The organism is Paenibacillus sp. 1-8, assembly GCF_056316205.1.
In genome coordinates, this window is the sequence record NZ_CM149995.1 from 283,297 (window position 1) to 309,175 (window position 25,879).

At 47.2% G+C, this 25,879-nt stretch carries 19 protein-coding genes; 5 read left to right on the forward strand and 14 right to left on the reverse strand.

The window, feature by feature from the left end:
• Positions 1-26: 26 nt before the first annotated feature.
• The 7 genes from AC0WRU_RS01295 to AC0WRU_RS01325 all read right to left on the reverse strand — a co-directional run bounded on the left by AC0WRU_RS01295 (position 27) and on the right by AC0WRU_RS01325 (position 8,421).
• Positions 27-851: a carbohydrate ABC transporter permease gene (locus AC0WRU_RS01295; protein WP_134911599.1), complete on the reverse strand. Its 825-nt coding sequence runs from the start codon at positions 849-851 to the stop codon at positions 27-29.
• Positions 848-1,744 (reverse strand): carbohydrate ABC transporter permease, encoded by an 897-nt coding sequence (locus AC0WRU_RS01300; RefSeq protein ID WP_025686098.1) that lies wholly within the window; start codon positions 1,742-1,744, stop codon positions 848-850. The genes AC0WRU_RS01295 and AC0WRU_RS01300 overlap by 4 nt, the downstream gene beginning before the upstream one ends.
• Positions 1,745-1,845: 101 nt before the next feature.
• Positions 1,846-3,135, reverse strand: coding sequence for an ABC transporter substrate-binding protein (locus tag AC0WRU_RS01305; protein WP_476126910.1), 1,290 nt, complete (start codon positions 3,133-3,135; stop codon positions 1,846-1,848).
• Between the two features lie 401 nt (positions 3,136-3,536).
• A complete protein-coding gene (locus AC0WRU_RS01310; protein ID WP_476126911.1) occupies positions 3,537-5,348 on the reverse strand; it encodes a sensor histidine kinase in 1,812 nt (603 codons plus the stop codon).
• Between the two features lie 39 nt (positions 5,349-5,387).
• Positions 5,388-6,947 (reverse strand): response regulator transcription factor, encoded by a 1,560-nt coding sequence (locus tag AC0WRU_RS01315; protein WP_476126912.1) that lies wholly within the window; start codon positions 6,945-6,947, stop codon positions 5,388-5,390.
• A gap of 241 nt (positions 6,948-7,188) precedes the next feature.
• A complete protein-coding gene (udk, locus tag AC0WRU_RS01320) occupies positions 7,189-7,824 on the reverse strand; it encodes a uridine kinase (protein ID WP_476126913.1) in 636 nt (211 codons plus the stop codon).
• Positions 7,825-7,899: 75 nt separating this feature from the next.
• Positions 7,900-8,421, reverse strand: a complete 522-nt coding sequence (locus AC0WRU_RS01325; RefSeq protein ID WP_476126914.1) for a ClbS/DfsB family four-helix bundle protein — start codon at positions 8,419-8,421, stop codon at positions 7,900-7,902.
• A gap of 277 nt (positions 8,422-8,698) precedes the next feature.
• Between AC0WRU_RS01325 and AC0WRU_RS01330 the strand changes: the two genes are divergently transcribed.
• A complete protein-coding gene (locus AC0WRU_RS01330; RefSeq protein ID WP_476126915.1) occupies positions 8,699-10,792 on the forward strand; it encodes a pectate lyase family protein in 2,094 nt (697 codons plus the stop codon).
• 105 nt (positions 10,793-10,897) lie between these two features.
• On the opposite strand, the gene AC0WRU_RS01335 is transcribed toward AC0WRU_RS01330, so the two are convergent.
• The 3 genes from AC0WRU_RS01335 to AC0WRU_RS01345 form a co-directional block, all read right to left on the reverse strand.
• The gene (locus AC0WRU_RS01335) at positions 10,898-11,242 is read right to left on the reverse strand and encodes a hypothetical protein (RefSeq protein ID WP_476126916.1); all 345 of its coding nucleotides are present in this window, start codon (positions 11,240-11,242) and stop codon (positions 10,898-10,900) included.
• A 101-nt stretch (positions 11,243-11,343) separates the two neighbouring features.
• Positions 11,344-14,361: a DEAD/DEAH box helicase gene (locus AC0WRU_RS01340; protein ID WP_476126917.1), complete on the reverse strand. Its 3,018-nt coding sequence runs from the start codon at positions 14,359-14,361 to the stop codon at positions 11,344-11,346.
• Positions 14,358-16,034, reverse strand: a complete 1,677-nt coding sequence (locus tag AC0WRU_RS01345) for an SWIM zinc finger family protein (protein ID WP_476126918.1) — start codon at positions 16,032-16,034, stop codon at positions 14,358-14,360. Before AC0WRU_RS01345 ends, AC0WRU_RS01340 begins: the two co-directional genes overlap by 4 nt.
• Before the next feature lie 749 nt (positions 16,035-16,783).
• Between AC0WRU_RS01345 and AC0WRU_RS01350 the strand changes: the two genes are divergently transcribed.
• Complete coding sequence (locus AC0WRU_RS01350) at positions 16,784-16,963, forward strand: hypothetical protein (protein WP_025686342.1); 180 nt, start codon at positions 16,784-16,786, stop codon at positions 16,961-16,963.
• Between the two features lie 546 nt (positions 16,964-17,509).
• Positions 17,510-17,767, forward strand: coding sequence for a hypothetical protein (locus AC0WRU_RS01355; RefSeq protein WP_025686343.1), 258 nt, complete (start codon positions 17,510-17,512; stop codon positions 17,765-17,767).
• Between the two features lie 306 nt (positions 17,768-18,073).
• Here AC0WRU_RS01355 and pgmB read toward each other — a convergent pair whose 3' ends face one another.
• The 3 genes from pgmB to AC0WRU_RS01370 form a co-directional block, all read right to left on the reverse strand.
• Positions 18,074-18,748, reverse strand: a complete 675-nt coding sequence (gene pgmB / locus AC0WRU_RS01360) for a beta-phosphoglucomutase (protein WP_476126919.1) — start codon at positions 18,746-18,748, stop codon at positions 18,074-18,076.
• Between the two features lie 24 nt (positions 18,749-18,772).
• Entirely contained in the window at positions 18,773-21,055 is a 2,283-nt protein-coding gene (locus AC0WRU_RS01365) for a glycoside hydrolase family 65 protein (RefSeq protein ID WP_476126920.1), read from the reverse strand.
• 139 nt (positions 21,056-21,194) lie between these two features.
• Positions 21,195-22,217 (reverse strand): LacI family DNA-binding transcriptional regulator, encoded by a 1,023-nt coding sequence (locus AC0WRU_RS01370; protein WP_476126921.1) that lies wholly within the window; start codon positions 22,215-22,217, stop codon positions 21,195-21,197.
• 242 nt (positions 22,218-22,459) lie between these two features.
• On the opposite strand from AC0WRU_RS01370, the gene AC0WRU_RS01375 reads away from it, so the two are divergent.
• Positions 22,460-24,124, forward strand: a complete 1,665-nt coding sequence (locus tag AC0WRU_RS01375) for a PTS transporter subunit IIBC (RefSeq protein ID WP_476126922.1) — start codon at positions 22,460-22,462, stop codon at positions 24,122-24,124.
• Positions 24,125-24,129: 5 nt separating this feature from the next.
• Positions 24,130-24,951 (forward strand): endonuclease/exonuclease/phosphatase family protein, encoded by an 822-nt coding sequence (locus tag AC0WRU_RS01380; RefSeq protein ID WP_476126924.1) that lies wholly within the window; start codon positions 24,130-24,132, stop codon positions 24,949-24,951.
• Between the two features lie 237 nt (positions 24,952-25,188).
• Here the strand turns inward: AC0WRU_RS01380 and AC0WRU_RS01385 are convergent, their stop codons facing one another.
• Positions 25,189-25,686, reverse strand: a complete 498-nt coding sequence (locus AC0WRU_RS01385) for a DinB family protein (RefSeq protein ID WP_476126925.1) — start codon at positions 25,684-25,686, stop codon at positions 25,189-25,191.
• Between the last annotated feature and the right edge of the window lie 193 nt (positions 25,687-25,879).

Genomic DNA, 25,879 nt, shown 5'->3' on the forward strand with positions numbered 1-25,879 from the left:
AATGAAGGTATTTCACAGCAAGTCTGTTATTTTACCGAGCCTACCATACCTGCTACAAAATGCTTCTGCATCAGGAAAAATACCAGTGCAGTCGGCAACGTGGACAGGACGATGGCAATCATAATCACGCCGTAATCCGGTGCATAGCCGGAGCCGAGGTTCGAGATCAGCAACGGAATCGTTTGATTTTCCGGCGTTTGCAACACGATCAGAGGCCAGAGGTAGTTATTCCAGCTCGACATGAACGTGATGATGGCGGCAGCGGCATAGGTTGTTTTCATCGTAGGCATATACACCCGGAAGAACAGACCCAGCTCGGACAATCCGTCCATACGACCGGCTTCCAGCAAGTCCTTCGGAAACATCTTGGTGCTTTGACGGAAAAAGAAGATCAGAAACGCCGTGGTAACCGTCGGAATGACGACAGACGAAAGGGTATCAATGCCGATCCAAGGCAACGTATTGGAGATACTGCCGAACATCCGATAGAGCGGGATCATGATCGCCGCAAACGGAATCATCATAGACATTAGCAGGATATTGAAGACTACGTCCTTGGCTTTGCTTCTGTAAATTTCAAACCCATAGCCTGCCAGTGAGGCAATCAGCATTGCCAGCAGTGTCGTGGAAATCGAGATTTTCGCCGAATTACTCAGTGCGGTAACGATGTCCACTTTTTCCAGCAGATTGTGCATATTATCCATCAGATGAGAGCCGGGCAGCAGCTTGCCTTTCGTCACATCAACCGACAGGTTGGTGGCGCTGGATAGCATCCACAGGAACGGGAATATCGAAACGAACGATATAATAATCAGAAAGGCATACGTAAATAATCTTTTCGTTTTCATCATTTCTTCTCACCTGCCACTTTGAACTGGATGATCGACAAGATAATGATCATAATGACGATGGAGTAGGATACGGTCGCCGCATAACCAAAGTCGGATGAATATTTGAAGGACAGGTTATAAATATATTGCGAAATGGAAGAAGTCGCGTTCCCCGGTCCGCCTTTGGTAATGTTCATAATCTCATCGAAGAGCTGGAGTGTACCAATCGTCGATGTGATGGAGGTGAACAGGATAATCGGCTTGAGCAGTGGAACGGTTATGCTGAAAAATTGTCGAATGGAGGAAGCTCCATCAATACGGGCCGCTTCGTAGATCGAGTTGTCGATGTTCTGGAGACCGGACAAGTAAAAGATCATATTGTAGCCGGTCCAGCGCCATGTGATCGCAATAATAATCGTAACCTTGGCCCAGAAGGGATCTGTAATCCATTGAATCGGCGTGCCGATCACGTGCAGATTTAGCAATAAGGAGTTTACCAGACCATCAGCCGAGAACAGATATTTGAATACAACCGAATAGGCTACAAGGGATGTAATACAAGGTAAGAAGATCGCTGTGCGGAAAAAGCCTTTGAATTTCAGGTTTTTATCATTCAGCAGTACGGAAATGAACAGGGCCAGAATCACCATCAATGGCACCTGGAAAATCAAATAGATAAACGTGTTCTTCACGGCGGTTATAAACATGCTGTCGGTGAACAGACGTTTGTAGTTATCAATGCCGTTGAAGGTCAGATTAGACCCTGTACCTGTCTTGAAGGACAAGATGAGCGCCTGGATCATCGGATAGAAATAAAAAGCCACAATCATGATCACTGCGATGGATATGAACAACCATCCTGTCATACCTGCCTTGAAACGTGATGTCGTCATTTTGGGCGCGGCTGTCTTCATACCATGTCAACTCCCCATGCAGCAATAAAACCTTGAACTCGAAAGCCCAAGGTTTTAAGTGCTTATCGTTTTATTGTTTAGCCTTGGCTAGATGGACTGTTTTATTTAAGCTGTGCTTCTGCCTGTCCTTGAGCATCTTTCAGAACTGCATCTACATCTTTGCCATTCAAGTAGTTTTGAATTTCAACTGTCATGATGTCCTCAATTGCATAAGTGTGCATGCCATAATTGACTTTTGGAACCTGTTTGGTCCATTCTGCGAATTTTTTGTAGACTTTATCGCCACCGAAGTACGGATCTGCCTCGTCATAAGCTTTACCGCTGGAAGCTGCGTTTAATGAACCGACAATTCCAATCTTGCTCAGCATATCTTGATATAGCTCTTGATCTGAACCGAATGTTTCTTTCAGGAAATCAGCAGCGGTATCTTGACCGTCTGTGTTCAGGACATACCAGGAGCTGCCGCCGAGGCTGGAAGCATTCACGGATTCAGGTACATTTTTCAATTTAGGGAAAGGAACAACGGCCCATTTACCCGATTGCGAAGCTTCTGCTTTGATTGAAGGCGTAATCCAGTTACCTGTTGGTACGGAAGCAACTGCACCGCTATTAAAGGCTGCCAGGAATTGACTCCAGTCGGCATTCATTTTAACAATGTTCGCATCGAACAAGGATTTGTACGTCAAGAGCGCTTCTTTCAGAGCTGCGTTACCAGCCAGGTTTGGCGTTTTACCGTCTTCTTTCAGGTACCATGAACCTGCGGATTGGATCATACCGCGGATCAGACCGAGATCATTCGGATCTTGAGTGAGCATTTCTTTACCTGTTTTTTGCTTCACAGCTTTACCAATTTCAATGAATTTGTCCCAATCAATGTTGGTCAGGTCAGCTACTTTGTAGCCGGCTTGTTCCAAATAATCCGTTCTTACATACAGACCCATAACACCGGAGTCGAATGGAACACCGTATTGCTTGCCGTTGTAGCTGGTTGGTCCGATTTTGTAATCCGCGAAGTCGGATGCTTTGATCGAGCTGCTCATATCATGGAAGGAATCGGGATAGGCTTGCAGGAAGTTCTGTGCCCGGTAATCCTCGATCAGAACCACGTTAGGCAATCCTTTGGTGGAACCGGAGTTGAGACCGGCATTCATTTTTTGTACGATATCATTTTGAGCATATTCTACAATGTTTACGGTTACATCAGGATGTTTGGCAACGTAGCGATCTTTCGCCAGCTTCAGTGCCGCGATATTGAAGTTCGGGTCCCAAGCCCAGACCGTGATTTCTTTCTTGCCGGAATCCGTGGTAGTCGCGGCTTTCTCGGAATTGCTGGAACATGCGGACAGCAAGATCAAGCTTGCGATCAGCAGAAGGAAAGTCATTTTTTTCATTTCGTTCAACCCCTACTCTTTTTTATATGTTGCTTATTCGTGCTAAACCTTTTGAGTGAAAGCGGTTACTTTGTTTATAAATCTAGTTTATCATCCTTGTTTTGCAGGCGTTAGGAATATCTTTATACCGATTGGTCTTATTATTATGAATTATCAAAAAAGGTACCGCTTACATTTGTATTTTATTTTGGTTTAGGTATTTTTTTTAGATTGAGCCTGAAATTAGATGGCGTGCTACTACGCAGGTGGATGGTGCTTCCCATCGCCACCGCCCCCGGATTTCTTGAATAAAGTCTTTCATAAGGTAGAAATCCGGGGACAAAAGCGACCGCTTCGCTTGTACAGCACCATTCCACCCACTCCGTTTTACATGCGCATTTTTTAAGTTCAGCCTATATTTATTAGATAAGAGGGGTGGGTTTTACGATCAATGGCAGTGTCAATCTCACTTTGGTACCCTCGCCTTTTTTGCTGGAGATGGTCACGCCATATTCTTCTCCATATAAAAGGGTAATGCGGTTGTGTACGTTCTGAATGCCGATGCCCGTGAACAGTTGGCGCTTGCTCTTGGGATTCGGCAATCCGTCCTGCACAGCATGTCCGTCCATATCCATACCGTCCCCGTCGTCGACTACTTCGCAGATGAGAGTGTCGTCCGTTTTGGACACCAATATATAGATGTGTCCTGTATTTTTTTCATTAAATGCATGGAAAAACGAGTTTTCGATAAAAGGCTGGATAATCAGCTTGGGCACATGGTACTCCAGACAATCCGGCGACACAAAATAATTCACCTGTACCCGCTGCCCATAGCGCACGTGGTTAATGAACACGTAATTTTGCATGTTGGCCATTTCCTGCTCGATGGTGATCGTTTCACTTACATTGCTGATCGTATTTTGCAGTAGGGAAATGAGCGCGTTGATTGTCTCGGCGGCGGTCTCCTTGTTTCCTTTAAGCACCAGCATTTTGATCGAAGCCAGTGTATTGTACAGAAAATGCGGATTGATCTGCCGCTGCAGGGCAGCCAATTCTGCATTTCGTTGTCCTTTTTGCGTCTTTAGAAGCTTCTGGATATAGTCATTCAGTTCATCCAGCATGTAGTTGTAGGCATGACTCAACTGTCTGACCTCATAGCTGCCCGTTACCGGGATATAGTTATCAAAATTTTTCTCGCGGACGGTCGACATTTGCTTGACCAGCCGGGTCAGAGAACGAATCAGGCGACGGGAAATCAGAAAAACAATTAACAAAGCAATCAATACGATGCCAATGCAGATCAGTACAACGGATTTGACGTCAATAATCTGTCCGATCGCGGTTTGTCTGTCGATCATGTTCACCAGATAAAAATCATAAGAAGGAATGTAGTTGGAAAGAAGGATGCTTTCCTTGTTCATCACATCGGCATTGATGTAGTTAAGTCCCTGTTCATTAATTTTTGTGGCATAGCCTAGCAGCTCATTGGAACGTTGTCCGATCAAGTCCTGACGGTTGCTCGACACAATGAGTCCCGATTTGTCCAAAATAAGCACATCATTGCCGTTGCTTGTGAAGTTGTTATAGAAGCGGCGGAGCTCCGGCTCGCGAATGGCAATGTAGATCATGCCATACAACGTACCGCTAGTTCGCTCCATAAATGCCTTGGAGGCGATAATATAGGGCGTGGGTTTCTGTGCGGTAGTATTCATTTGCTGACGAAATAGATCCGTATCCAGCTGATACATAAGCCGTGTCGGCTGTGCCGCGCTTCGGGCTGTAATCAAACTGCTCTTGAGCTCCTCCGCAGTTACCGGCCAGTAGGAGGAGTCGGAAAAGAAGCTTCGACCGTTCATGCCCGTTATGGCGACACTAACATCATAGGCGTCGACATTTGATTTAATCTGCTTCATCTGCTGTGCCATACCGAAGTAGATACGCGCCGAGTTAATGGAGTCGGATTGCCCTCCTGTCAGGTAGTTTTTGACCGTTCCATTTTCCGAAGCATGGGTTACGGCATTCACGATAGAATCATTGAAGGACTCAAAGCTGGATTCAATCTGACTGAGTACCTTGGCATTCGTAATACTGAATGTTTCGGCGAACAGTCGTTCAGACATCCGAATCGTCACCAAAGAGGTCAGCAAGGACACCGCAGTGATGCTGACCACCATAACGACAAATATTTTAAAGAACAGACCTTGATATTTGATTTTATGGATATACCTTTTCATATTCAATCTCTTTTCTGCTGGCAGATATGCTCTTGCTCTCTAATGGAGAGGCTCCCGGCGATATTGGCTGGGTGAGTAACCCGTAACCTTTTTGAACACTTTGGTAAAATAGCTGGGGTCCGAATAGCCAACGGTGCTGCTAATATCCGAAATGGACATCGTCCCCGACCGCAGCAGCTCAGCAGCCTTTTCAACCCGAATTTTGTTCAGATACTCGCTGAAGCCCTCTGTATGGTGAGCTGTAAAATAACTGGACAAGTAAGAGGGATTAAAATGAAAATATTGACCGAGTGTCCTCAAATTGAGCGTTTCCGCGTGATGTTCCTCGATATATTCCAGCAGCTTCTTCATGCTCGTACTGCTTCCTTGCTGTGTTTTGGCCAGAATCTGCATGTTCGCTTCTTCTAAAAAGGTCTCCAACAATCGCACTGCCTCATGTACGTGAGGGGCATCGTTAATTGTTTTGAAATAGGAGTATTTCGCCGCATCCAGTTCCTTCATATCATACCCCTGATTCCCGAGCAAAATCGTAATGTTGAATACGATGTTCCCGAGAAGGGATTTGAATTCAAAAGCGGTGGAGGTATAGTTGCCGGACATAGCGGCTACATAAGACCTCAAATCCTGAAAAGCCGTATCAAAATGCTCACGCTTCATTTCTTCCGTGAACTGTTTTAAGTTAAACGAGCTGTTCACCTGAACAGGCTTGGGGAGTTCGTCTTCCATCAGCAGCGCGGTTCCTGGGAAGTAAAAGCGATAGCTGAGCAGTTTGGGCAGTTCATCCTGATAGACCTCGCTCATTTGATTAAAATCATCAAACAAACGGCTGATCGCCCAGCCTGTCTGTGGCTCGACTTGCTTCGTCTCCTGAGCTACTTCTCGGACCGTAGCCATCCAGGAGTGTAATTCACGCGGATCAAGATTAGCTAAAAAAACAGCCGCGTGTGCATCAGATGGCAGTTGTCGCAACACGATATGTTCACAGGTAGATGTCACTCGATCGGTGAGTTTGGAAAATAGGTCCGAGGCAGGGTGGGAGTGGACTTTCCCCTGTGGTTCCGCCTGCCCCACGCCTATGAGTGCAAAACGGGCATACGGAAATTCCTGCTTCAGCAGTTCCGCGTCATAGTCGATGCTATAGCCGGAAACGAGCTTTTCTATCACATGATCCATCGTAATTCGGTTATTCCCGGCATCCGCCTGATACTGAATGGACGGAATTTTGCGGGCTGTTCTCTGGAGCACTTGAAGCAGCTCATCCGTGTCCAGCTTGGGCTTCAAAATATAGTCAGCAACACCTTGCTGGAAGGTGGATCGCACGTAGTTAAACTCGCCGTAGCTACTGAGCACAATGACCTCAATATCAGGATAATTCTGTCTGACAATGCGCGTCAGTTCTTCACCGTCCATGATAGGCATCACGATATCCGTAATGACAATATGCGGGCGCAAAGTCTCAATCAGCGCTAACGCTTCTTTTCCATTAGAAGCCTCGCCTACAATGCGAAATCCATACTGTTCCCACGATAAATGATGCTTGATCCCTTGCCGTACCAATATCTCATCATCTACAATCAAAATATTGCATAGCTCTTTCATGGCAGCACTCTCCGTAATTATACCTATTCAAAAAAAGACCTCCATAAGGCGGACGTCACATCATTGAGACACATAGTTGATAACGCTTCCAACTTAGCTTAAATATAAAGCATTTAATCCTTACATGCTAACATAAACCTCTGTCTAATCCAAAGGTAATTTAGTTCAAATGGCATGTAAAACGACAAAAAAGGCCGCCGAGAAGATCTCGACAGCCTGAGTAAACCGGGCTACCTTTACCTTAAACGGTACCCCATGTCCGATCTCCTGCCAAATATTTTTCAGTCAAAATAGACAGCAGTTGAATACCAACCTCATTGTGTCCTCCCTCAGGAAGGATCAGGTCAGCGTATTTCTTGGAAGGCTCAATAAATGCCTCGTGCATAGGCTTAACCGTACTCAAATAGTGATCGTGGATCGACTGAATGGTGCGGCCTCGCTCCTCAATATCTCGAAGTACCCGGCGAAGTATACGCACATCCGGATCGGTGTCGACAAATACCTTGATGTCGAGTAGTTGACGGAGCTTTTCGTCAGACAGTACGTGCAGTCCTTCTAGCATGACGATATGATTCGGCAGAAGCTCTACCGTCTCGTCTGTAGAACGAGCATGAACCGTGAAGTCATATACTGGCGCGTGGGTCGCTTGTCCTTTTTTCAGACAATGGAGATGCTCAATAAGCAATTCGTTGTCAAAGGCAAACGGATGATCATAATTGACCAAAGCACGTTCGTCATAGCTCAGATGTGAATGGTCTTTATAGTAGTTATCCTGAGATATGAAAGTCACTTTATTAGATCCCAGACGTTCAACGACAGCGCGTGCTACCGTCGATTTACCGGAACCCGTACCGCCGGCAATACCAATAATAAGCATGGCGTTTCACTTACCCTTCCCTGAATGTATCCCGATACAACTCAAGTATTGTAGCACAATGCGCACTTTTTTTCATCAATGCTGAACGTTGTATTTCTTCCATTTTCGTATCCTGGCCCGGAATGTTTTAAACGGTGCCGCAGAGTTGATATGAATCCATCTGGCCATGGGCCAGTTCGGGTTACTGCCAGTCCACTTGTGAATGCCCTGTATGAAGAGTTCTTCATGACTGAGTGTGTCAATCCAGTCCAGCCATTTTTGCTCGGTCAACTTGAATAAATGGCGTAATTCACTTAAAGAGTGATGGGAGTAGGTCTTGTAAAAGGATTGGTAAAGTTCGCCTAGCCTATTCCATTTATAATTTGGTGCAGGCATGATGACGGTTTTTCCTTCCTTTTCGTCTCTGTCCCATGACATGACAAGCTGTAGCCATCCGAGCTGGTAGGCAATCATTTCAGTAGGGGTTTTATCTACCTCGGGAATTCGAATATCCTTTTGTTCCTCGGCTACCTCCTTGAATTCACTGTCGAATAGCAGGTAGGAGGCATGGATGGCTTCCTTTAACTCCGTTTTGGAGGCGTACTGGTAGCTGGACATCTGATCGCTCCTTTACATTGTAATCATGATATTAACCCTTTATATGTACCACTCTCAATATGACAACCTTATGTCTTATTTAAAAATAAAAAAAGTGATTTTTGTGATTTTATGCAAAGGCATTTGGTGTGTTCACGAAAAAAAGATGCAAAGTTAATAGAGAATTTAAGACAAAAGATAAGTAATTAGGCATATTTTAATATTTCTTTATGTGTCTATAATTATTGGAGGTAGTTGTTTTGATATTCATTAATCCATTTAAGAAGGAGATTGTTACATGAAGCCGAGTTTGTTGAAGAAATGTGCAAGTGTAATGCTGAGCAGTTCGTTGGCGCTGTCTTTATCGTTACCGTTACTAGGTCATGCGTATGCAGATGGGAATTTACAGGTAAATGACAATTTTGAACAAGGTGAAGCTCAGGGCTGGACAGTAGGCTCGGGGAACTGGTCTGTGGTCAAGGATGGAAATGGCTTTGCATACCAACAATCTAGTCGAAGTGAAAGCCAATCCGTTAAAGGTAATGCCTCATGGACGAACTACAGTGTGCAAGCAGATGTGTATGTAGATGATTTTAACGGCTCCAACCGGGTATATGTTGCAGGCAGATATACAGATGCCGATAACTTCTACGCGGCTTCGTTGTACAACAAGAAGGGCGGAGCACTTGAAATTCGTAAAAAGGTAAACGGCTCTATGAAGACACTGGCTACCAACATGAACTACAAACTGGACACCAATACATGGTACACAGTGAAGCTGGAGCTGTCCGGTTCGGAAATTAAGATGTATGTCAATAATCAGCTGGAGCTGGCCGCAACAGATTCCAGCCTTGCTTCCGGAGCCATTGGTTTGGTAACCTCCAAGGCGGTTGCCCAGTTCGATAATGTTATCGTATCCGGTGCTTCTTCTGAAGCAGATCCAGGTACAACACCTGTGAATCCAACACCAGGTACAGATAACCCTACTCCTGGGGTGAACCCTGATGTAACCTCCAAAAATAACTATAATTTGACTGGCTTTTCGTATGGTAATACAGGTGGTGGCAACATTGCGGATACAGATGCCAACTACAAAAAGGTTTACAACGCTGTAGATCTCAACGAAGCACTTAAAAAGGGTACTAAAGTCAAAGTTATTGAGATCATGAATGATCTTGATTTGGGATGGAACGAAATGCCTGCTGCTGCGAAGGTCATGCCTTTTAGCGCAAACAACCCTGTGCTGACAAATCCCGTTTTGAAAAAAACAGGTGTGAGCAAAATCTATATAGAAAACTTGAATGGAATCACGATTTTCTCGGCAAATGGTGCTAAAATCAAACATGCTGGCTTTGTTATCAAAAGAAGCTCTAATTTGATTTTCCGTAACCTCGAATTTGACGAGCTTTGGGAATGGGATGAAGCAACCAAAGGGAACTATGACAAGAATGACTGGGATTATATCACGGTTGAAGGCCAAAGCTCCAAAGTATGGATTGACCATTGTACATTCAACAAAGCGTATGATGGCTTGGTGGATGTGAAAAAAGGCAGTAACGGAGTTACCATTTCCTGGTCCTTATTCAAAGGAGATGACCGCAGCTCCAACAGCTGGGTGACCCAACAGGTTGACGCTATGGAAGCAGACAAATCTTCCTACCCTATGTATGCTTATCTGAGAAGCAGTGCAGTAGGAATGAGTAAAGAAGATATCATTGATATTGCAGCAGGACAAAAGAAAGCGCATCTGGTTGGTGCTACGGAGATGGCTGGCGACAATGCAGATTTGGAAGTGACGCTGCATCATAATTACTATCTGGATATTCAGGACCGCATGCCTCGTCTGCGTGGTGGTAATGCCCATGCCTATAACATCGTTATGGACGATGCCGGATTGGCCAGAGCCAAAAAAAGAATTACGCCTGACATGGAAAAAGCGATTGCTGCCAAGGGATACCATTTTGACGTAATAGGTAACGGTGCGATTTCAACAGAAAATGGCGCGGTACTGCTTGAAAAATCATATTTAATAGATGTATTTTCTCCTGTTCGTAATAACCAAAAGGATCCAAACGCTGCAGATTACACAGGTAAAATCAAAGCAGAGGACGTCATCTTATCGGATAACGGCACCGTATTCAGAGGAGGCAGCGACGATGCAAATAGCCCGTTAGCTCCGTATCCTGTAAAGGACAAGGCCTTCTCTTGGAATGGATTCACGACGTTGCCATACAGCTACACAGCCGAAGATCCTGAAAACCTGGTTGCTCAATTGCAGGCCAAGGACGGAGCAGGTGCAGGCAAGCTGAACTGGTCGAGTGAAAACTGGCTTAAAACCGTATACAAAGCAGCCGCTTCGAAGGCTACAGAAACGGTGGAAGATTCCGAATAAGTATATTGGAAAAATAGCATTGGAATAAAAAGCAGCCGGGACAGATATACTCTGTTCCTGGCTGCTTTTTTTCGTATACACTTTCAGGACGCGTTCGGCAAGCGCTTAACCGATAACGACAAACGAGGACACACCAGCGGGTACCGATCTGACCCGGAACAACGTTCCATCGTCTCTAAAGGTACGCAAAATATAAGGCTGGTTCGTAGGTGTGCGGACCCTGCTGAATCGGGCTGTGCCGAAACCGTCGAAATTCACGGCTTGCACAAAGCTTCCATTTGTACGCCGGAGCACTGCAAAAAATCCCGTTGTAATAAAAGGTACTCCATCATTACGGGCCCAGATGACTGTGAACCGACGAAGGGTTTGCGTAGGACTTACATTACGAAATTTCGTAACAGGAACCTTTCTGCCCGTAGACTTCAAGGTTTGAGGAGGACGAATGGCCACTTCATATCAACTCCTTTGTTGTGATGTGATAGTAGATGCACACAAAGGAGTTTGGGACTGTGCTATAAACTACTTTTTAAAAATTAAGTTTATATACCTCATCATGCCCAATCGCGCCGTAGCGTAAAGAGTTCTTTCAACGCATCCGTCGACAGCTCAGTAATCCAGCCCTCGGTGCTGGAAATGATCTGGTCACTAAGCTGCTGCTTGCTCTCCAGCATTTCGTCAATGCGTTCCTCCAGCGTGCCCAGTGAGATGAACTTGTGCACCTGTACATCTTTCGTTTGTCCCATCCGGTAGGCGCGGTCTGTGGCCTGATTTTCAACAGCCGGATTCCACCAGCGGTCGAAGTGAAAGACGTGGTTGGCGGCTGTCAGATTCAGACCCACCCCCCCAGCCTTGAGCGACAAAATAAATACGGACGGCTGCTCGTCAGGCGGCAGTGCGTGAGATTGGAACTGATCAATCATCCGGTCACGGGCCGTTTTGGACGTACTGCCATTGAGGTAGAGCACCGGCTCTTGTAGCTCTTGAGCGAGCACCTGTTGGAGCATTCGACCCATGCCAATATACTGTGTGAAAATAAGGCAGCGCTCGCCTTCCTCCCGTAGCTCCTTGACCATGGCCAGAATGCGCTCCAGCTTGGATGAACGGCTGATGACAGCTTCAAAATCAGGCTGACTATAACCGGAAGCTGTGGCATCCGGGGCCGCCTCCTTGGTTAAGAGCGCAGGATGGTCACAAAGCTGCTTTAACTGGGTCAGGGCGGATAAAATGGCTCCCTTTCGCTCAATTCCCTCCAGCTTCTGCATCCGTTCCATGAGTTCTTTAACAATTTGGTCATAGAGCGCACCTTGCTCGGAAGTGAGGTGAATGTACGTTTTCATCTCATTTTTCTCGGGCAAATCAAGCTGTATAGCCGGGTCCTTCTTCTTGCGTCGCAGCATGAAGGGCTGAACCAGCTTTTGCAGGTCTATTGTTCGCTGCTCGTTATGTTCTTTCTCGATAGCATTGATGAACCGATTGCTGAAGGCGCGTGTGCTGCCCAGATAACCGGGATTGATAAAATCGTAAATCGACCATAGCTCGGACAGCCGATTTTCAATAGGCGTCCCGGTCAGCGCAATACGATGCCGTGCAGGGAAGCTGCGAACGGCGGTGGATTGCTTGGTTTGCGCATTTTTAATATTCTGCGCTTCATCCAGGCAAACCGAGTCCCAGGTTATGCTTTGTAACAGCTCCTGATCGAGGGTTGCTGTAGCAAAGGAGGTCAGGATGACATCAGCTTGCTCGACTTCCTCGCGAAACAAGTCTCCCTGATCCCGCTTGCTTCCATAGTGGAGCATGACCTTCAATGAAGGGGCGAATCGGCTGAGTTCCTTTTGCCAGTTGCCTAGCACCGAAGTCGGGCAAATCAGCAGCGAACTGGAGCGGACGCCTGTCTCTGCGGCGATGTCCTGCAGATGTAGCAAATAGGCAATAAACTGCACCGTTTTGCCAAGCCCCATATCATCGGCAAGGCAGGCGCCCAGTCCAAAGCGCCGTAAAAAGGCAAGCCACGCGTATCCGTCCCGTTGATACGTCCGCAGCTCGGCTTGCAGTCCATCCGGCACGTCCAGTGCGGGCCATTCCGACTGTCGCCCGAGCTGGCTGATCAGCTTCAGCAGATGCCCGTTCAGCTCGACCTCCAGCCGGAAGCGTGCCGCATCCTCCGGCTGCTCTCCCGTAGCGTCGCCCTCTGCCTCATCGTCGTTGCCGAGCAGGTGCAGCTGCAGGATGTCCTGAAAGGACAATCCCTGAGCACTGTCGATCCCGGCCATTGCTCGGCGGATTTGCGCCAGCAGCGCGGGATCGAGCGCGATCCATTGCCCGCGGAAGCGTACCAGCCGCTCGTTGCGGGCCACCAGCTCGGCGAACTCGGACTCGCTCAGATCGGCATCGCCAATGGCAACACGCCAATCGAACTGGACAATCGAGTCCAGTCCGAACAGCGAGCTGCCCTTTGCGCGCTCACCCCCGCCTTCGCCCGGGCGAACCTTGGCTCGCAGCTTCGGCTTCTTGCGGGTGGCTGCTTCCCACCAAGCGGGCAGCAGCACCTGCCAACCGCCCTCCAGCAAGCGTTGGCTGTCGGTCGTCAGGAATTGCCACGCCGCCTCGTCGGAGAGCGGGCGATCCAGCACGTCATCGCGGCTTCCGGTACGCTGCCCGGCGGGCAAAATCGCGGTCAAGCGCTCCAGCCATCCGGCTGAGCGCTCACGCACATGGGTTGTCCATGCATCAGGCCATGGACCGGACGCATGCCCATCATCGGCGAGCTGTACAGACACCAGCAGTGCCGGGTCCTGCTTGTCCTGCAACACAAGCTTGAGCTGCCACGACGGATCGTCGTTCTCCAGCTCTGGCTCCAGCAGTTGCAGAAGCGGGCGGAAGGGCGCGGTATCGGCCTTCCAGCCAATAGCGATAAGCCATGCGCGCGCATCCAGACCCGCCGCGGCCGGGCGGTTTTGGGCGAAGAGAATTGGATATTCTCTTCGCAAATCGGCGGCTTCCGCTTCCGTGCCGTACCAGCGCTGAAACACGGCGGCCGAGAACGCCGCTACCAGCCCTTCGCGCTCGTCCTTCTCCAGGCTGTCAAGCAGAGCAAGCTCTGCCGGTTTGGTGCTTTCCAGCGTTTTCCCCGATTCTAACGCCTCTAACGTCTCTCGCGCCTCCGCCGCCTCCAGTACTTCCGCATCCCAAATCCATTGTAGCTTCCCTGTCTGAAATGCTGTGAAGCTAGGCGCGTAGGCTTTCGCTTCAATGCAATGGGCAAGTAGAGGGATCAGCCGAAGCCACGGGGCATTGTCCTCGTCCCAGATCCATTCGATATGCTCCAGCAATTTGCGCTCCGTCAGAAAGGGAATCACCTGCTCCGAGGGGAGGAGGATAATATCCGTGTCCTGAACGTGTTGAATCTCCAGCTCGGTGCCATAGAAAGAAGCCTCGTGCCAAGCAAATAAACGCTGCTTCAGGATCTGGCCGGAAATGCTGTAGTTCATAGACGAATCGCCATAAATCAGCGCGTCTCCATAGGTGGTTAACTGGATGTGTATCGTAATCGTCTCCGTATATTGGTTCATGATAACAATTTCCCTTTCCGCAATTCCTCCTGTAGCGCCCGCAGGCGGCTATGACGGCTGGTGAAGGTCGCGAAGAACAGCTCCCAGCGCGGCTCTTGCTTCATTTTTTTGTATAGCTTGAACAGCCGCTTCAACAGCTTGACCGCTGCTTTATAGCTGGATCTGTTTTTTTCCAACACATATCGTTCCACCGCCTGATGGTAAAAGGGCAGCAGCAGCTCCGGCGCGTTCTTTTCAATGGGCTGCAACACGCTCACCCGAAAACTCAAAGGCTCGCTGCGTATACTTAGCTGATAGTCAATCCATTGCCGCCATTTGTCGTGGGCAAGCAGTGCTTCTTCATACATTCCGCCGGCAAAAGGAAGCATTCCAACCAGTGTATCCCACATTTCCTGCTCTGTTTCTGGAAGATGCTGCAAAACCATATCCCAATTCTTCATATAATCGTGCAAATGATCGTCCCGATGGCTGTGGAGCAAGGGACCGATATGCCGTAGTCCGTCCTTGAGGCGCGACCATTCCTCGGCTTCACGTAAGGCATGTAAGAACAAAAGCAACTGACTCGAAGAGATTTTTAGCGGAAAAGCTTTTTCGGCCTCCTGAAGCAGCGACCAGGCTTGATCATCCTGTGACTGGTAAAAATACATCCAGCTTTGGGCCAGCATCCAGGGAAGCCGGGCCAAAGCTGTCCCAAGCTCATCCTCAGCCGTCTGCAAATGTAGTAATTCCTCCGCATATATGCTGGAAGTGGAATCTTTCTGCTGGGGACGCATCCAGTTTAGCCAAAATCGGTAGTACGCGTCTGAAAAATAAGTGCCGTTACGCGATTCTGTCAGCATTTTTCGGCGTAAATAGGCCAAGGTCTCTGCCATGCGTGCTTCTTGAATCGATTCATTGGTTAGGGCAGGTGTTAGGACAAGCTGGCTCTCAAAATCACGCTCGATAGCTTCTTTAAGCTCATCGGCGGCGATTTGCATGTAATACCCCATATAGGAATGGGTGGGATAGCCCGGCATAGGTGACTGAGGCACCAGCTTTTCCAGCACACGCAGATGAGCGTGCAGTCCGTACAACTGTTGCATGCCGGGTGAAAGCGGCGGCTTCACAGCATATATCGAGGCTAGAGCGCTTTGGACATATTGGGAATTTTGCGTATTCACATGGTTGAGGGCGATGCACTGATCGAACAGGTCATGCCATTCTGAGATGGGCATATCTGCTATGCGACTTGCTGTTTTGCTGAGCGTGTTCCTTGCAGCCTCCTTGCGATCCGGTGAAGGAGTCGACCGGGAAGTAGGCGCGGTGGTGCGCACGTCAATTTTTGCAGCCAACCGGGTCAAACCCGCTGAATGGGCGTTCACCAACGCATGTACGGAACGTTCCTGCACATTCGCATAATTCAGCAGTGTGGCGATCATGTGCTTGCAGTTCTTATGAACCGGACATGTACATCGACTGGCAGCAAAAGCGCTCAAGTGGAGATCCACCTCGTAAAGCTCGTTCCCATCTACGACAGCCGCGATATGGTCGGCGTCAGGCATTGTAAATTCTTTTACCTTTCCTTGCTTAAAATATTGAAAGCCACGTTTGATTGTCACGTCATTAAAATGGTCAGCTACGTTTTGGATAAGCTGCTGCCACTGTATATCATCCATAAGATAGGTTGGTTTCATATGCATTAGTCTCCTAAGAGAGAATAGTCAATCCGATGAAAGCTTAACTCTTCCATTATATCAGTTCATGACCGTAAATTGAGGTGAAGGGAGCAGATGGAAAGTTTCCATGCGGGTGGGGATGTTTTCTTTTAGAGATTAAATCACTATTATAAATATAAAATAAATATTACTAATATATTAGTGTTGATGATCCTGTTTAGGGATTGTATGAGGAGGAAAACAATATGTTTTATTTAACGAATATAGCAACTGATATACGCACGATATAGGTGAACTTGGAGCTACTTGGCAATCTCCAAAATCCTCCACTTTTGTATTGATAGCAGTATATACATATAGTACTATATTCTGAGAGGGTGTAGTAAGCACTCCGGAAAGGAGAACCTAAGACGATGGGGACCGCGATTGTACTTCTACTCACGGCACTGGTTAATCTCGCAGCCGCTTGGATGAATTTCCAAACAGCCAAGAAAAACAACCGCCGGGTAAAGTAAAAAGCCCCTTACGTTGCAGCGTAAGAAGGCTTGAATCATCAGCAAGGTTGGGGAGCAATCCCCTTCCTGCACCCTATCATCTTATGCTTATCTTACCCTCTTCATTCTCTGTTGTAAAATATATTTTACAAATTCGAGAAACCATAAAGGAGGCATCAGTATGCAAACTGTTACCCTTATCATCGCTTTGGTCGGTCTGGTTATTTCACTGGCTGCTCTATCGCAAGCTATTAAGAATAGGAGGTAATCGCTTTGGCAAGGAATGCGCTATCTTTTAGATTTCCGGAAGAGTTCGCTGCGATGCTGCGTACCTGGTCATTTGTTACCGAAAAGGATCAAAGAACCATTTTGCAAGAAGCCTTCACAGAATATGCGAATAATCACCCAGACACCAAAGAGAAAGTCCTTCAAGTCATAAAAACGCTGAAATGACCTGTCACAAGACTTTGCCAGAGAGGCATCTCTTGAATAATAGATATAAATACTTTTGAAGGCTCTCTATTAGAGGGCCTTATTTTTTTGAGCCGGTTGGATTATTATAATCATTTGTACATCTCATTCACAATTAAAAAGCCTCTGCAACTACACATAAACCTGTCTTATTATTCAACTATTTATCTAAAATAGCACCTTATTATCAGATAAATAGAACCTTTGACGAACGACAGATTTCCAAAGGAATTTAGAATATACTTGTGGAAATGGTACCTTTTTAGGAGGGAGGAATATGGAAATGAATATAATCATAAGATATTAAGACTAAAAGAAGATTTACGAGCCTACATTAATGACGAGACACCAATTTAAGAATGTCTGATCTTCTATATAAAAATAAACTTTGGCCCATAACTTCAAATCGGAAGTTGTGGTCTTTTTGCAATATAAAGTACTTCGAGATGGTATAATAATGTCGAATAACATTATAAAATATCGAGTTATATACATTATGTTCTTCTCAAAATATGGGAGGTGTCTGAAATGCGATGGGAAGAAGTTAAAGAACGTTTTCCCAATGAATGGGTCGTACTTGAGGCGACCAAAGCCTATTCCAAGGATGGTCAGCGTTTCATTGAAGAAATGACCGTAATTGATACATTCGATGATTCGACTGATGCTTTTAAACGGTATAATGAGCTGCACAGAGTAGATCCTCAGCGTGAGTATTGTTTTTTTCACACCTCTCGTGCCAAGGTTATGGCAAAAGAACGCTATGTGGGGATCAGGGGGCCTAGATGAACATTACAGAAGTATATGAGCTTCCCTTTGTCAAGGTCAACGTAACATTTAGGGGAGAAGAGTTAATAAAAAACTGGTGGAACGGGTCCACCGGCCAATCAAATTCACTTCTATAGGACATTCCCCTTTTTAAAACTTATTATATAAGATGAAATCGAAAAATTCACATGGAAAACGGAGTAGGCGGAATGGTGCTGTACAAGCGGAGCGGTCGCCTTTGCCCCCGGATTTCAAACATTGTGCGATCATTCAGGAAATCCGGGGGCAACAGCGATGGGAAGCACCATCCGCCTGCGCAGTGGTACCTCATGTACATTTCCAGTTCAACTTACTAAAATAATCCTCCAGCATCCTCAAAGACAGCTCGGCTGTAGTGGCCACTACGATATCGGCACCCTGCATTTGCGAGGGCGTTCCTACGCCGACCGCGAACATTCCTGCACTCTTGATCGCCTGGATTCCGGCCTGCGCGTCCTCTATACCGATACAGTCGGCAGGCTGAACGCCCAGATTGGCGGCTCCGGTGAGGAAGATTTCCGGGTCGGGTTTGCCATGCCGAATGGCTGTGACATCCACCACACTGTCAAAATAGTGCGTCAACTCCAGCCTATCCAGTATAAACGCTGCATTTTTGCTCGCAGAGGCCAGCACGATCCTGATCCTGGCGTCACGTAGCTCCGTTAGGAGCGCGCGGATTCCCGGTAATACATCTGCCGGGGTCAAGGCCGAGATGAGCCGCTGATATTCGGTATTTTTCTGTGCGGCCAGTTCCTGCTTGTCATCGGCTGAATACGCATTGGCCCGATCACCACGCGCCAGTATTTTGTCGAGTGACTCTGTACGGCTGATTCCTTTTAACTGCTCATTAAATTCCCGGTCGAAAGGAATACCCAACGTTGCCGCCAAGCTGCCCCATGCCTGAAAATGATATTCGGCGGTATCTGTAATGACTCCGTCCAAGTCAAAAATCACTGCCTTCATTTGGTTTCCCCCTGTCTGCCCGATTTATGAAACACTGTTTGTCAGTAACGGCTGCCCATGGGTAATGTGCGTTGGCTGTCCATACAGCTCCAGCGTCAGGGGTTCTCCGTCCAACAGCGTAATGATTACTTCATTTTCCTGTACGAGAATACTTAGCAGGCGACCGCGATAATTGATTTTAAACGTATATTTGCTCCAGCCCTGAGGCAGGAAGGGGGAAAAGCTCAACGTTTCGTTATATGTTCTCATTCCGGCAAAGCCTTGCACAATCGCCAGCCAGCTTCCCGTCATGGAGGTAATATGCAGTCCGTCCTCGGTGTCGTTATTATAATTATCCAGATCCAGGCGAGCCGTCCGTTTATACATCTCGACTGCTTTCTCCTCCATTTTGAGCTCGGCAGCCAGCACAGCGTGAATGGATGGGGACAGACTGGATTCATGAACGGTCATCGGCTCATAAAATGCAAAATTGCGCGCTTTTTCCTCTAGTGTGAACTGATCTCCGAAGAAATACAGACCTTGCAGCACATCCGCCTGCTTGATGAAGCAAGAACGGAGGATTTTATCCCATGACCATTTCTGATTTAGTGGCAGATGACTTGGATCAAGGGAGGATACAGGCCGCAAATCCTTATCCAGAAAGGTATCATGCTGTACGAATATGCCCCGTTCCTCATCGTAAGGATAATACATGCGGTTGATGATATCCTGCCAATGCGCAAGCTCATCCTCAGTAACAGCCAGCCTCTCCGATTTCTCTGAAGAAATTTGCGGCAAAACCGATAACGTATATTTTAAAACCCATGCAGCAAGTGTATTGGTATACCAGTTGTTATTGACGTTGTTTTCGTATTCGTTAGGCCCGGTAACCCCGTGGATCATATACTGCTGATGGCGATGGGAAAAATGAACTCGATCCGCCCAGAAGCGGCTAATTTCGACCAGTACATCTATTCCATATTCCCGTAAATAGGTCAAGTTGCCCGTATAGTTGGTGTAGTTGTAAATGGCATATGCAATGGCCCCGTTACGGTGAATTTCCTCGAAGGTAATTTCCCATTCGTTGTGACACTCCACACCCGTAAAGGTGACCATAGGATACAGTGCTCCACGAAGACCTTGCTGCGTCGCGTTATGCTTGGCACCCTCAAGTTGTTGGTAGCGGTACAGCAGCAGATTTCGGGTTACATCCGGGTCCGCAAGCGCCAAGTACATAGGTACGGCATATGCTTCCGTATCCCAATACGTGGCACCGCCATATTTTTCACCCGTAAAGCCTTTCGGTCCGATGTTCAGGCGGGCGTCTTCACCGTAGTACGTAGAGAATAGCTGGAAAATGTTAAAACGTATTCCCTGCTGGGCCTCCGTATCCCCTTCGATTTCTACATCCGCTTTGTCCCAACGTCTGGCCCAAGCTGCGATATGCTCCTGCTTAAGGGAGGTGTAGCCTTTGTTTACAGCCTCTACGGCGATGCGTTCAGCTTGTGGAATCAGTGCATCCTTTTCCATATCCCGTGAGGTGGTAACGGCCACAATTTTTTGCAGTTGGATACTGTCGCCTGGAGCGACGCTGTATTGATAGTGGCGTGCAGCATACAAAAAGCCTTCTTCCGTCGTTTGCTGATCCTGTCCTGCGGTCACAATACCCATGGTAGCGTTTACGGTAAAACGCGGAACACCAAATGGATTATCTATCGTCGTTGTGGATAGGCTGATGAATTGCTCCTGAACCTCGCGCGCTTCCTCCAGCCAGAACACCTCATGATAGTTGGTGTCCTCATTTCTCGTATTACCGTCCAGATAAGGAACAAGCTCAATCGTTAGAGGCTGCTCGCTTAGATTGGTTGCTTGGTAATCAATCAGGCATAGTTCACGAGTGGTGATGCTTAGAAAACGTTCCGTGGTGATACGAACCTGACCGTTCACGGTACAGGCACGCCGCAGAATACCTTGCTTCATGTCCAGTTCCTGCACAAAATCACGGATGTCTGCTGTGAATAAATCTACTTCCTGCTGGTTCACGATCAGACCGATGCCGATGAAGTTCATGGCATTGATGACCTTGCCAAAATACTCGGGATAGCCGTTTTTCCACCAGCCGACCTTTGTTTTGTCGGGGAACCAGACACCAGAGATGTAAGTTCCCTGATGATGATCACCTGAATAGGCTTCTTCAAAATTGCCGCGCATGCCCATATAACCGTTGCCTATGGACATTATGCTTTCTTGTAATCGCATGTGTGGTGTATGTAGAGTGTGGGTTGTCAGTTTCCAGTTATCTACGTCAAATAATCGGTTGTAAACCATGATTGCGTACCCCTCTCGGAAAATGAGATCGTTGCTTTAACGAAACCAGTATATGAGCGAGTTCAGTATATAGTGCAACCGTTTGCCCTGTCAACGCAAAAAAACTGATTTTATGGATGTCCACAAAATCAGTTTTTGTTCATTCCTTGGAAGATAACAGCGCCTGACTGGATTTGCGTTCTACGATCCGGTGGGGAACAATGATATGCTTGGTTAGCTCCTTGGGGTCTTCGATTTTTTCGATCAGACTTTTGGCTGCCTGATAACCCAGGGTGAAGATATCAATATCTACGGAAGTAAGAGGGGGATTCATCAGCTCAGCCAGCATCAGATTGTTGAAGCTCACCATGGAAAGCTGTTCCGGCATGGACACACCTAGCTGAGAAAGCATTTTCTGTACTGCCATGGCTACAAGGTCGTCGCTAACGATCATCGCGGTAGGCGGCGGGGTAGCCTGCAATAACGTGCGCATGTCCTCCAGATTAAATGACTCCCTGACCACGTATTCCTTTGATAGAGGCAAGCCCGCCTCTCGCAGCGCATCCTGGTAGCCTCGGAGTCTTTCAATATTCACGATGTGTTCATGATCACCGCCAACATAAGCAATGCGCTGATGATTCAGCCCAGTCAAATAAGTGACCACATCTTTGGCAGCTTGGTAGTTATCGTTGTCTACATGGGTGGTTTCACTGACAAATTGCTGAGGCTTACCGATTACGGCGTAAGGTATTTTTTCTTTATGAAGATACTCCACGATGCTATCTTTTTGCTTGGAGTACAGAACAATATAGCCGTCAACACGTCCGGTCCGGGTCATCAGCTTCACGCGGGATAGCAATTCATCGCTCGTTTTTCCTGTGACAATTGACAGTGTATAGTTGTGCTCATTTACCCATTCGCTGATCCCGCGGAGGCTTTCCGGAAAGAACGGATTTTGAAAGATTGCCACATCCGATTCAGGCATAATAATGCCAATCGACTGTGTGACACGGTTAGCCAGACTCTGAGCTGAATAGTTGGGCTCATAGCCAAGCGCCTTCATTTCTTTACGGACACGTGCCTTGGTGGCTTCGCTGATTTTGGGGCTGTCTTGAATGACACGGGATACGGTGGAAGTAGCAACATTAGCACGTTTTGCGACATCTTTGATGGTTACTGCCATCGTCTTCGTCTCCTTTTGCTATCTCAAGCAGGAAATATTATGTTCTATCATACGATATTGCTCGAAAATCAACAAATTCGCGGCTTTTTCGAGTTTTTACATCATCATTAACCAAGATACTTACAATTAGGGTATTGCCAATAGAAAGCGATATCATTATAATAATTGTGCAACCGATTGCATAATATTTATAGGGTACGAACAACGCTATACATACTATAAGGGATGGAGATTGAAGGAGCATGAAAAAACTTCTATCATTTGACTTTTGGCAAAAGCTTGGGAAAGCACTGCTTGTGGTAGTCGCCGTCATGCCAGCGGCCGGAATTATGATTTCGCTCGGTAAAGTAGTGGCGATGTTGGCTGGCGATGTTCATTTCTGGTTGACTGTCGGCGGGGTCATGGAGAATTTGGGTTGGGGTATTATCAATAATTTACACATTCTATTTGCAGTGGCGATTGGTGGTTCCTGGGCTAAGGAGCGGGCGGGCGGAGCTTTTGCTGCCTTAATTGCCTTTATTCTCATTAATATTTCAACAGGAACGATTTTGGGTGTGTCCTCGAAAATGCTAACCCAGGAGGGAGCCACCACGCACACTCTTTTTGGTGCATCCATTCCGGTTAGTGGCTATTTTACCTCTGTCTTAGGGGCGCCTGCACTTAATATGGGTGTGTTTGTCGGTATCATCTCCGGATTTGTCGGGGCCGTGGTATTTAACAAGTACTACAATTACCGCAAGCTGCCAGACGCTTTAGCCTTTTTTAACGGTAAACGTTTTGTTCCTTTTGTCGTGATTTTATGGTCTGTCATCGTAAGTTTGGTCATGTCTGCCATCTGGCCATTTGTCCAAGGGGGGATTAATCAGTTCGGCATTTGGTTGGCGACCTCGGGGGAATCGGCTCCTTTTGTAGCGCCATTTGTCTATGGTACACTGGAAAGACTGTTAATTCCCTTCGGGCTTCACCATATGCTGACCGTTCCTATTACCTATACTCAACTTGGTGGCGTTTACACGACACTTACGGGTTCCGGGGCAGGTAGCGTTGTTGCCGGACAAGACCCGCTGTGGCTGGCTTGGGCAAGTGACCTGAGTGCGCTTCGTGGTACCGATCCGGCAGCCTACAATAGTTTGTTGGAAGGCGTGACGCCTGCCCGCTTCAAGGTAGGACAAATGATCGGTGGAGCGGGAATCCTTATGGGACTAGCGGTGGCTATGTATCGCCGTGTAGACAAGGATAAACGCAATAAGTACAAGTCGATGATTTTTTCAGCCGCCGCTGCTGTCTTTTTGACAGGGGTAACGGAGCCGCTGGAATTTATGTTTATGTTCGTAGCGCCTGTACTGTATGTGGTTTATGCTATTCTTACCGGTATTGCGTTCGGAATGGCCGACATCATACATTTGCGTTTACATTCGTTTGGTATGATTGAACTGCTGACCCGATTGCCGTTGTCTATAAATGCGGGTTTGGTGCAGGATATTATTAACTTCGTGCTGACTTGTGTGGTGTTTGCGGTAGCAACCTACTTTATCGCTTATTTTATGATCGGTAAATTTCAAATGGCTACGCCGGGAAGACTAGGGAACTATACGGATGAGGAGCCTCAGGGGACTTCCGAGGTAGGGAGTACGAAGGCAGATGGTGTGGAAGCTGTTTCCACTCAAAATCAACTGGCTACGGATATCATCAAGACGCTTGGGGGGGAGCAGAACATTGTCGAGGTCGATGCCTGCATGACCCGTCTGCGTGTGACGGTGAAGGATACAGATGCCGTTGGGGACGAAAAGACGTGGAAAGCGCTCGGTGCCTTGGGCTTGATAAAAGTAGACAATGGGGTGCAGGCGGTTTACGGACCGAAGGCCGATGTGCTTAAATCAGATATACAAGACATACTCAACAGGTGATTACTTTGAAATTGTTAACCTTAAATGCACATGCTTGGATGGAAGAAAATCAGCTTGAAAAGCTAAAACAACTGGCCGCTTTTATTCATGAGCAGCAGTTCGATGTCATTGCTTTGCAGGAAGTGAACCAGTCCATAGACGAGGCTCCTTTATCGCCGGACGATTTGGGAGCTTACTATAGTGCTGATCCTGAAGTTGTCATTAAGCGTGATAATTACGCTTATGTGCTGAACGGATTATTGTCCGATACCTATTATTGGACGTGGGCCCCCGCACATATTGGCTTTGCCAAATACGATGAGGGCTTGGCGATTTTGTCCAAAACACCGATTGCAAACACGGTGAACGAATATGTTTCCTCGCTACGGGAATATGACAACTACCGATCCCGCAAAATTGTGGGCGTGCAAGCAGTGGTAGATGGAGTATCGGCATGGTTTGTGAGCGGGCACTACAACTGGTGGAATGATGAGGAATCCTTCCGTGGACTATGGGACCGTACAACGGAGGTGTTGAATCCTTTTGCACCGACGCCTGTTTTTATGATGGGTGATTTCAACAATGCTGCTGAAGTGCGCGAGGAAGGGTATGACTATGTGCTGCAATCCGGCTGGTCGGATACCTATCCGAACGCAACGGTACGTGATGAAGGTCATACAGTCATCAAAGCCATTGCAGGCTGGGAAAGTAACGCCAAACCACTGCGGATTGACTATATTTTTTCCAACAAGCCCGTACAGGTTCAATCTTCAACCGTCGTGCTGAACGGAAAAACGGGATCAGTCGTATCCGATCATTTCGGGGTTGCAGTTGAATTGGAGCTGTAATTATAGGTAAAGGAACAGGCTACCTGCTTATGCAAGTGGCCTTTTTCTTGAGGATTTCGACTTTAACCGAATGAAGTATTGGATAACGATAGAACCGTTTTTCTGATTGCTCCTGATTACGCATGAAAGGGCTTCAAATCAAGGTAGGATGAATATGAAGTAAGCAGGGCATAAGGGGAGTGAGTTCTCTCATAGGATACGCAGATGTGTCCCTTGCTGTGCCTAATTCTGTACCCTTTAAGCGGGGAATCCCCCTCCTGGCGGCGGCCAAGCTCCATAGATACGGCGCAGCAACACGATTTCGCCCAAATGATATGAGTTGTGGGAAGCGATATTCCGCAGCAGCCCTGCCTTGGTTTCACCGGGGAAATGGGGGAGTGAATCATCCAGTTGTGCAGTTTCTGCAATCTTTACAGCCTGATCTACGCCCTGTAAAAATTCGTTAATGACAGCTTGCCATGCTTCTTCACTTTGCGGTTCGGTTTCTTCAGGCCAGCTTTCCATTACATTGCCCGGAAGCTGGGGCTTCCGGCCTTCCAAATGCTCCAGCATAAATTGCTGCCAGTAGCTCATATGCTTCAACAGTTGATAAATACTGTAGGGCATTTCTGCATTTTTCTTCCCTGCCAGTTCAGCGTCGATATCCGGCAAAGCCCGAGCCACTCGAATATGTCCACGTTCACCGACCAGCGATTTAACCAGTGCTTGACCGAATAATTGGTTTGCATCCGACATGTAAGATCATCCCTTTCATAAAAGCTTGTTCTCATTTTACGATTATACAATTAAATTTTTGGAAATGGAAATTCTATAAGCTGCACTAAAGATGCATACGACCCAGATTTCTTTATTCAATTTATAAAGGTTGAAATCCGGGTAAGTAATGCTTCCGAAGCGAGCTTTCCTATGGAAAGCTTTTAAGGCGACC